6 protein-coding genes and 2 pseudogenes are annotated in these 7,194 nt (G+C 57.8%); 2 read left to right on the top strand and 6 right to left on the bottom strand.

Annotated elements, in window-relative coordinates; all coding sequences use genetic code 11:
• A pseudogene (locus ACZIRK_RS44115) lies at window positions 1-174 on the top strand (IS630 family transposase); the annotation flags it as partial.
• A 401-nt stretch (window positions 175-575) separates the two neighbouring features.
• Here the strand turns inward: ACZIRK_RS44115 and ACZIRK_RS44120 are convergent.
• The 6 genes from ACZIRK_RS44120 to ACZIRK_RS44145 all read right to left on the bottom strand — a co-directional run bounded on the left by ACZIRK_RS44120 (window position 576) and on the right by ACZIRK_RS44145 (window position 5,095).
• Window positions 576-1,634, bottom strand: a complete 1,059-nt coding sequence (locus ACZIRK_RS44120) for an EscU/YscU/HrcU family type III secretion system export apparatus switch protein (RefSeq protein ID WP_283813352.1) — start codon at window positions 1,632-1,634, stop codon at window positions 576-578.
• A 5-nt stretch (window positions 1,635-1,639) separates the two neighbouring features.
• Window positions 1,640-2,428: a type III secretion system export apparatus subunit SctT gene (gene sctT, locus ACZIRK_RS44125; RefSeq protein ID WP_130231516.1), complete on the bottom strand. Its 789-nt coding sequence runs from the start codon at window positions 2,426-2,428 to the stop codon at window positions 1,640-1,642.
• Between the two features lie 105 nt (window positions 2,429-2,533).
• The gene (gene sctS / locus ACZIRK_RS44130; protein WP_130231514.1) at window positions 2,534-2,794 is read right to left on the bottom strand and encodes a type III secretion system export apparatus subunit SctS; all 261 of its coding nucleotides are present in this window, start codon (window positions 2,792-2,794) and stop codon (window positions 2,534-2,536) included.
• Window positions 2,791-3,453 carry a type III secretion system export apparatus subunit SctR gene (gene sctR, locus ACZIRK_RS44135; protein WP_207231186.1) on the bottom strand — a complete coding sequence of 221 codons (663 nt, stop codon included), beginning with the start codon at window positions 3,451-3,453 and terminating at the stop codon, window positions 2,791-2,793. The genes sctS and sctR overlap by 4 nt, the downstream gene beginning before the upstream one ends.
• Window positions 3,450-4,436, bottom strand: a complete 987-nt coding sequence (locus ACZIRK_RS44140; protein WP_130231512.1) for a FliM/FliN family flagellar motor switch protein — start codon at window positions 4,434-4,436, stop codon at window positions 3,450-3,452. The genes sctR and ACZIRK_RS44140 overlap by 4 nt, the downstream gene beginning before the upstream one ends.
• Complete coding sequence (locus tag ACZIRK_RS44145) at window positions 4,433-5,095, bottom strand: hypothetical protein (protein WP_130231510.1); 663 nt, start codon at window positions 5,093-5,095, stop codon at window positions 4,433-4,435. Before ACZIRK_RS44145 ends, ACZIRK_RS44140 begins: the two co-directional genes overlap by 4 nt.
• 937 nt (window positions 5,096-6,032) lie before the next feature.
• On the opposite strand from ACZIRK_RS44145, the pseudogene ACZIRK_RS44150 reads away from it, so the two are divergent.
• Window positions 6,033-7,070: pseudogene (locus ACZIRK_RS44150) on the top strand (IS630 family transposase); the annotation flags it as partial.
• Window positions 7,071-7,194: the final 124 nt, after the last annotated feature.

The raw sequence follows: 7,194 nt of genomic DNA on the forward strand, positions 1-7,194 counted from the left end.
TCGATCTTGCAGGGGCAGTCGCTCAGCGGCACTTCCTTCACAAGCCTCAAGCAGCTTCAGGACCACATCGATGCCTACGTCAACGCTTACAACGACAAAGCCGAGCCCTTCGTCTGGACCAAGAAAAAGGTCCGTCAACGCCGGTTCAAAGGCCACCGTATCACTCAGCTCTGATTCCGGGTACTAGTTCAACACCGATCGGGACATTCCCGGCTTCGCAAGCATCTCGTCACCGTCACAGCTACTATGGCCAATAAATGCCCAAGCGACCGCGAAGAGCATCGATTATTCCGGCTTAAGCTGATAAGTAGGGGACGAACGGGTCTCCAAGAGAGACCACTCGCGTCGACGTGCATCTTGGCGGCAAGACGTCGAGGCCGATGGGACCGTCGCGTTTGGCAGCGCCCATTTCCTCTCCCACGTACATGAAGATAGACGCGCACTATCTCGAGAACAAATAGATGTTCGTTATGAAGCAATATCTCTTGCCTATGGCCGCTACAGGAACCGCAGATCCTTCGCACCGGCGGCATGTTTCGGGCTGTTGAAAACTGCGAGCAACCATCAAGCTGAAGTCAGGACCGATAACCGGTCTCAGTCGCCAGTTTTCCGAGCGCCCGCAGAACCGTCGCGAGAGGTACAATCAGGTGCGATGGAATATACTCATCCACCAGGCCGTCCTTCAGGAGCGCGCGCGCCAGCGGAATGTTTCGCATCACCGGCACCCCCGCAGCGGCCGCGGCATCAATCATTTGCTGCGCCAAGAGATCGGTACCTATGGCATCGATCATGGGCAGGGGGGTGCGCTGCCGATCGTAGTAGATCGCCACTGCAATATGTGTGGGATTGGTGATCAACACGGTCGCTCTACGCGACTGCTCAATCGCGTCCTTGGCTAACAATTGCGAATGGAGGCGCCGGCGTCGGTCTTTGATCAGAGGGTCGCCCTCATTTTCCTTAGCTTCTCGTTTCACTTCGTCCAGCGACATCAAATTCTTGTTCGTGAACTGCCATCGCTGGAACGCAAAGTCCGCAATCGCCACCACAAGGTAGCTCGCCCCCACATAACTAGCGATCCCGAGCAGCAGGTTACCCGTCACGGCACTTAGGCACGATATGCCACAGCTCGGCGTCCACACAAGCGCATGCACACCTTGGCGCAGCACAAGCATTATGACGAGGCCGAGTATCAGCACCTTCACGATCGCCTTACCCAGATCGACGAGATTCTGCAGCGAGACTATCCTTCTGACGTTCTCACCGGGGTTCAGCTTTTTCAGCGACGGCGTGACAGCCTCGGGGGAGAAAATCGCCCCGTTCTGCAGCAGGTTAGCGCCCACGCCGATGACCAGGACGATGCCGAGGAAAGGTGCGACCATACTTTGTACTTCACCGAAATAAAACTCGAGTAGCTGTCGGCTGACAATTAGGAAGTCCTCTTCAAGAAATGATACGGGCAAAAGGATCGTTGCCTTAAGTCGGTCTACTAGGCCAGGCAAAGAGGCGAAGAACAGCGCGAAGAACCCAAGGGTCACCGCCGCCGACACGACCTCCTTACTGTGCGGAACCTGTCCCTTCTTGCGCAAGTCCCGCAGCCTCGTGGGGGTCGGCTTTTCGGTCTTTCTACCGGTCACGACAGTCACCTGGCGATGCGATTGACGATCGCGACAGGCGACGGCATATGCTTGTCGGCATTGGCCAAAACAATCGTGAGCGATAGAATCAGCAGCAGAAGGGCAACTGCGCTCTTGACCGACATAGCGAGAAAGAAGACCTCCAGTTGCGGCGCGAACCGGCTGACCAGTGCCAAGCCCAACTCGCTGAGAAACATCGCAACGATGGCTGGACCGGCGAGAAGCAATGTCAGCAGCATCACGAGGTCTGCAAGATCTAACATACCGGTGACGAAGGCCGGACCAAATGCAGGATGAAAGCTCCACAGCGGCCAGAGGTCATGGGAGCGATAGAGCGCTTCTAATAGTTTGGAAAAGCCGCCGCTGACGAACAGCCATGTAGCGTAAAGCTGAGCTAGGAAGGTCCCAAGCGGCGAGTCCAGATTGAGGCTTGCCGGGCTCAAGAGGCTTGTCATCGTGGCCCCCCTCTGGTGGTCAATGAACGTGCCCGCGGTTTCCACACCCCACATAGTCGCGGCAACTGGCATGCCCAGGAGGCACCCGAGCAAGAGTTCCTTGAGCCCCAAGCCCAGGATCGGCACCAGACGTGTAATGTCGAGATCCGCAGGCATCGTTGCCCAAGCAAACCCCATTGCCGGGAGCGCCAATGCCATGATCACGCCGTTGCGCGCCGGCGCCGTCACCATACCACGTCCCAGAAAGGGCATGACAAGCACCATCCCTGTCACCCGTGCCATCGCAAGCGCAAGGACAACAAGGAAAGTACGCAGGTGAGCTGGATCAAGTGGTGACATGGAATGGACTACTCTAGCGCTGCCCAGGAAGCTGGCGGCGGTCGCTCTTGTTGCGTGCCGCCGGGCGAAGAGAGGCAAATTTAGCAAGTCCCTTGGGCCTCAGACTTACATCCCGGCGATCTGGTCGAAGATGTTCACCGTATAGCGGCTAAGTTCACCAAACCAATTCGCGGTGGCGGCCAGTATCAGGCTCACGCATATCAGCTTCACGGCGAAAGAGAGTGTCTGCTCCTGAACTTGGGTCAGAGCTTGCATAACACTGACGATCAGTCCGACGCCCGTAGCGACGAGGACTGTGGGCATCGACAGGACAAGTGTCAGTTTGAGAGCGCCAATGGCAATGTTGGTGAGTGTGGCGGTATTCATGTTGCTGCTCCCGCGTAGGAGAAGATGAGGCCATGAATTAGGCGCTGCCACCCGTTCACGGCAACGAACAAGAACAGCTTGAATGGCAAGGATATGGTCATTGGTGAGACCATCATCATGCCCATTGCCAGAAGGATGTTCGAAACGACGAGATCAATGACGATAAACGGCAAAAACAATAAGAAGCCGATTTTGAACGCGTCTTCCAGTTCGGATGTCATGAAGGTCGGAATCAAAATCATAAATTCGCTGCCACTTATGGCGGCGGCGTCCTCCTTGCTCCACAATCCCCGAGCCGCATTGACGAAGAATTGCCGTTCCCGTTGCGACGTGTTCTTCAGGAGAAAGTTGCGAACTGGCTCAGCAGCTAGCGTTATCGTTGTCCCTAATTCGCGGATATCTTGGGATGCGATTGGTTTGTCGCGCACTGCTTCATACGCACCTTTAGCCACTGGCTGCATGATGTAGACCGAGAGCAGGATGGCGATCGCATTCAGCGCCATGTTCGGCGGAATGTTCTGAACGCCGAGAGCATTGCGAATGAGCCCAAAGACGACGACGAGCTTCACGTAAGAGGTGACGGTAATCGCAACGAAGGGGGCGATCGCGACGCAGGCGATTAGGACGATCAGCGTCGCGGGATCAGGCAGCGCCATCATCGTTCTGCTCGTGCTAATCGCAGGTCGAGCACGCGCACACCTGTTCGCTCGGCGATGCGCACCAGTTCACCGGTTGCGACGACCTGGCCATTGACGCGCAAGCTGATATTGGTAGTGGCATCAAAACCAAGATCCAGCACTTGGCCGACAGCCAATTCGCGAAGCTGCCTGAGCGGCATGGTCAGGCGTCCAGCATCCACATCAACAGGAAGATCAATGCTGTCGAAGGTTTCCGGCGGGAGTGGATCCGGTCTATCCATCATACAGTCCGCAGTTGAAAGGATGGCAAGGCGGCCATCGAAGATCGAAGCTCGAAAGGAAGGACCGCCAGAGAGACATAGAAGAACAGTCATGACGCCGTCATGGTCGACGGGGGTGGTATCCAGCAGGACGACGTCACCTGAAGCGAGTTGATGCAGATCCGTCAAGATAAGGCTGATGGGTGCGACCAGCAGATCGAGAGAAACGGGCAGATCATCGAGCACGGCGTACACGACGGGAAGCGTAGAGCAGCAGTCGGCCATCCATTGCAGTCCACCGCCATCGAATTCGACCAGCCCGAGGATATCGCCCGGACGCTCCAAGCGAAGAATCTCAAATGCGTAGGGAAACGCTTCAGTGCTCTCGGCCGAAGACCAGATCGGCCGATGCCCACACCATTGTTCCACCTGGATCGCGAGATCTCGGAAGACAATGTCGAACAGGATTTCTCGCAGGCCGTCACCCGGAGGCAATGCGGTAATTTCCGGCCAATGTTGCACAGCCGCCGGCGGAAGGAGCGTCGAGTCAACTGCGACGCGAATCCCGTGGCCGCTTGGGCGCATCACGGCCCGGCAGTAATCCGCTGGAAGGCGCGGAGGTGTCGAGCCTGGCATGACAGCTTCCACGTCGATGCCAGCGATATTGAAGAGGACCGGCAGACGTGTAGCAAGACGCGAAACGGCGGCAGCCTCACGTGGGCCATAGCAGGGCAGATCGATCACGCGCCCTTCTCAACTTTGTAGTAGAGTAGTGTCTCAAATGTGCGAGATCGCCGGTTGCTGCCTTGTTCGTCCAATATTGAGCTGCAGGCGAAAACGACCATCACGATGCGCATTTCAAGTCGATCGGACAAATCGCGCGCAAATGGATGACCATGTACCTGCAGGATAGGCCAAAGCCGCTCGGATTCGATGCAAACCCTTAGGGTATCATGCTGGAAACTGACGATTACACGCGCATTGCCGAACAATTCGCGGTTCAGCATGATCTGCACCTCGGTATTGCCGGCACAATCTTGGCTGACCAAAGTGTGCTCGGTAATCCTCCTGGTCAACTCAGCGAGTTCGACCGATCGCGAAAGCTCTTCGGGCGCTCGCCGACGCCGTATAGGGCCCGGCATGGCGCCGATGATCGAACCGACAATCAAGGGAGAAGACGTGGCGCTTTCGCTTTCGGCCAGATCATGCGGATCATTGTCGAAATCCTTGCAATCAGGTGCGCGATCGGAGCCCTCGCAGGCGTCTAGATTCGCCTCTTCGATCAGTTGCGAGAACCAAGCGATATCCCCGGTACGCACACACGTCGGCACCGGGGCCGCCACCGGAATTGAACGGCCACGTGGTGTGATGCACGACATCGCAGCCCTTGTCGCTAGTTGCATCTAACTCCCTCCGTTAAGTTTGACCGCTGTGGGACTGGGTCACCTGGCTCAGCCGCGTTGAAGCGCTCGGCAGAACACACCATTCACCATCACCCCGACTTACCGAACCACAACAGTAGTTTTCACTGGGCCTACGTCTCCAGGACATCGTATTTGTCGGAACCTACTTCCTAGGAGAAAGGCAGGCAGCCGCTCAAGGGAGTAGTATCCACTTCTCCATGTACTCACGGTCGACCAGGAGCCAATACAATTTCGATATGGAGCCAGCTGATGAGGTTATGCCTTTCCGGAACAACATGCTCAGCGTCCAATGGCCGGTTTGAATGAGCAGGGACCAGTGCGATTTTCGGAGGTCACTCACACATACGGCTGATCGGCATGACATGCCGTAATTGGCAAGGGTTTCGCGGCGTGCTTGGCAGGTGAGACGCAGGCCATTTTATGTTTGGAGTGCTGGCCGACTAAGATCGACTCGATTTTGGCGGCAGAGGCTTGACTGGAAGCAGTCGCGCCGTTTGACAGAGGCCGTTGAGGCAGACCTGCAAATCGTCCCGTACCTCCTACGAGCCCAATGCTGCAAAGGCCCGAGCCCGATCCGCAGGCTGAGGAAGACTCTCGGCGAGGACAGCCAGACGCCGCTGGAGCTCGCGGGGAAGCTCCGCCACGGCTGCCCCGACGCTCCGCAAGGCCAAGGCGCGGTTTGTGGGATCGGCGAGTCCCTCGGCCATGGGGACGAGGCGTTCCTGGAGCTCGCGTGAAACCGCTGCCACGTGCACACCGAGGCTTCGCAATGCCGAAACGCGATGCATGGCCGTCCGAGCACGTGCGAGTAGGTATAGATGAAAGCCAGATCATGGCCCTGCTTCTTGGTAGGGCGTACGCCTGATTTTTGACTCATGGATCGATTCGTCCGGAGCCTCCAATAGGGAGGCGAATGATAAATGTACGGTACCGGATCGAATTGAGCCAAGGCGAGCGAGAGGAACTGACGGCGATGCTGAGCGGCGGCAAGCATGCCGCTCGCAAACTCAAGCGGGCTCAGATTTTGCTGGCGGCCGACATCGGCAGCCGCGACGAGGAGATTGCCCGGACCGTCAGATAAGCGCCTCCACCGTCTATCGGACCAAACGCCGCTTCGTGGAAAGCAATCTCGATCGGGTCTTGAGTGAGGAGCCGCGTCCCGGTGCGGAGCGCAAGCTGACCGGCAAGGAGGAAGCCCTGCTGGTGGCGACCGCATGCGCCAAGCCGCCCGCCGGCCGAAGGCGCTGGACGCTGGCGCTGCTGGCGGACGTGATGGTCAAGCTCACCGATCATGACAGCCTGTCAGGCGAGACCGTGCGCCGCCGACTGGCCGATAATGACCTCAAGCCGTGGCGCAGGGACATGTAGTGCATTCCCCATGTCGATGGCGAATACGTCGCCCGCATGGAAGATGTGCTCGATCTCTACGCTGAAGTGCCTGATCTCGAGCGGCCGCTGGTCTGCTTCGACGAAACCGCCGTTCAGCTCATCGGCGAAGTGCGCCAGCCGATTCTACCCGAGCCGGGAAAGCGCGAGCGTTACGATTACGAGTACCACCGCAACGGCACCGTCAATCTCTTCGTCGCCTTCAATCCGCATCGGGTCTGGCGCAAGGTCAAAGTCACCGAACGGCGCACCGCCGTGGATTATGCTCACTGCATGCGCGAACTCGTCGATTTCCATTACCCCAAGGCCGCCTGCATCCGGTTCGTGCAAGACAATCTGTCGATCCATGCCCCCGGCGCCCTCTACCAAGCCTTGCGCCCGCCGAGGCCCGCCGCATCCTGCGCCGCCTCGAGTTCCGCTACACCCCGAAACACGCCAGTTGGCTCAATATGGTCGAGATCGAGATCGGCGTGCTCCAAGGGCAGTGTCTCGGCCGCCGGATCGACGCCTTAGAAGCGAGGTCGCAGCATGGGAGCGGCAGCGAAACAAAACTCGCGCCGCTATCAACTGTAAGCGCTAAGCCGATACCCAGGGTTCGGGGTTAGATTAGATGTGCGAAGAAGCGTCCGGATTGAACGGAGGTTTGGGATGGGATTGGACGGCAAAAAGGACGTCCATTTGGACAGCTCGTC

This window comes from Bradyrhizobium sp. Leo114 (assembly GCF_055229415.2).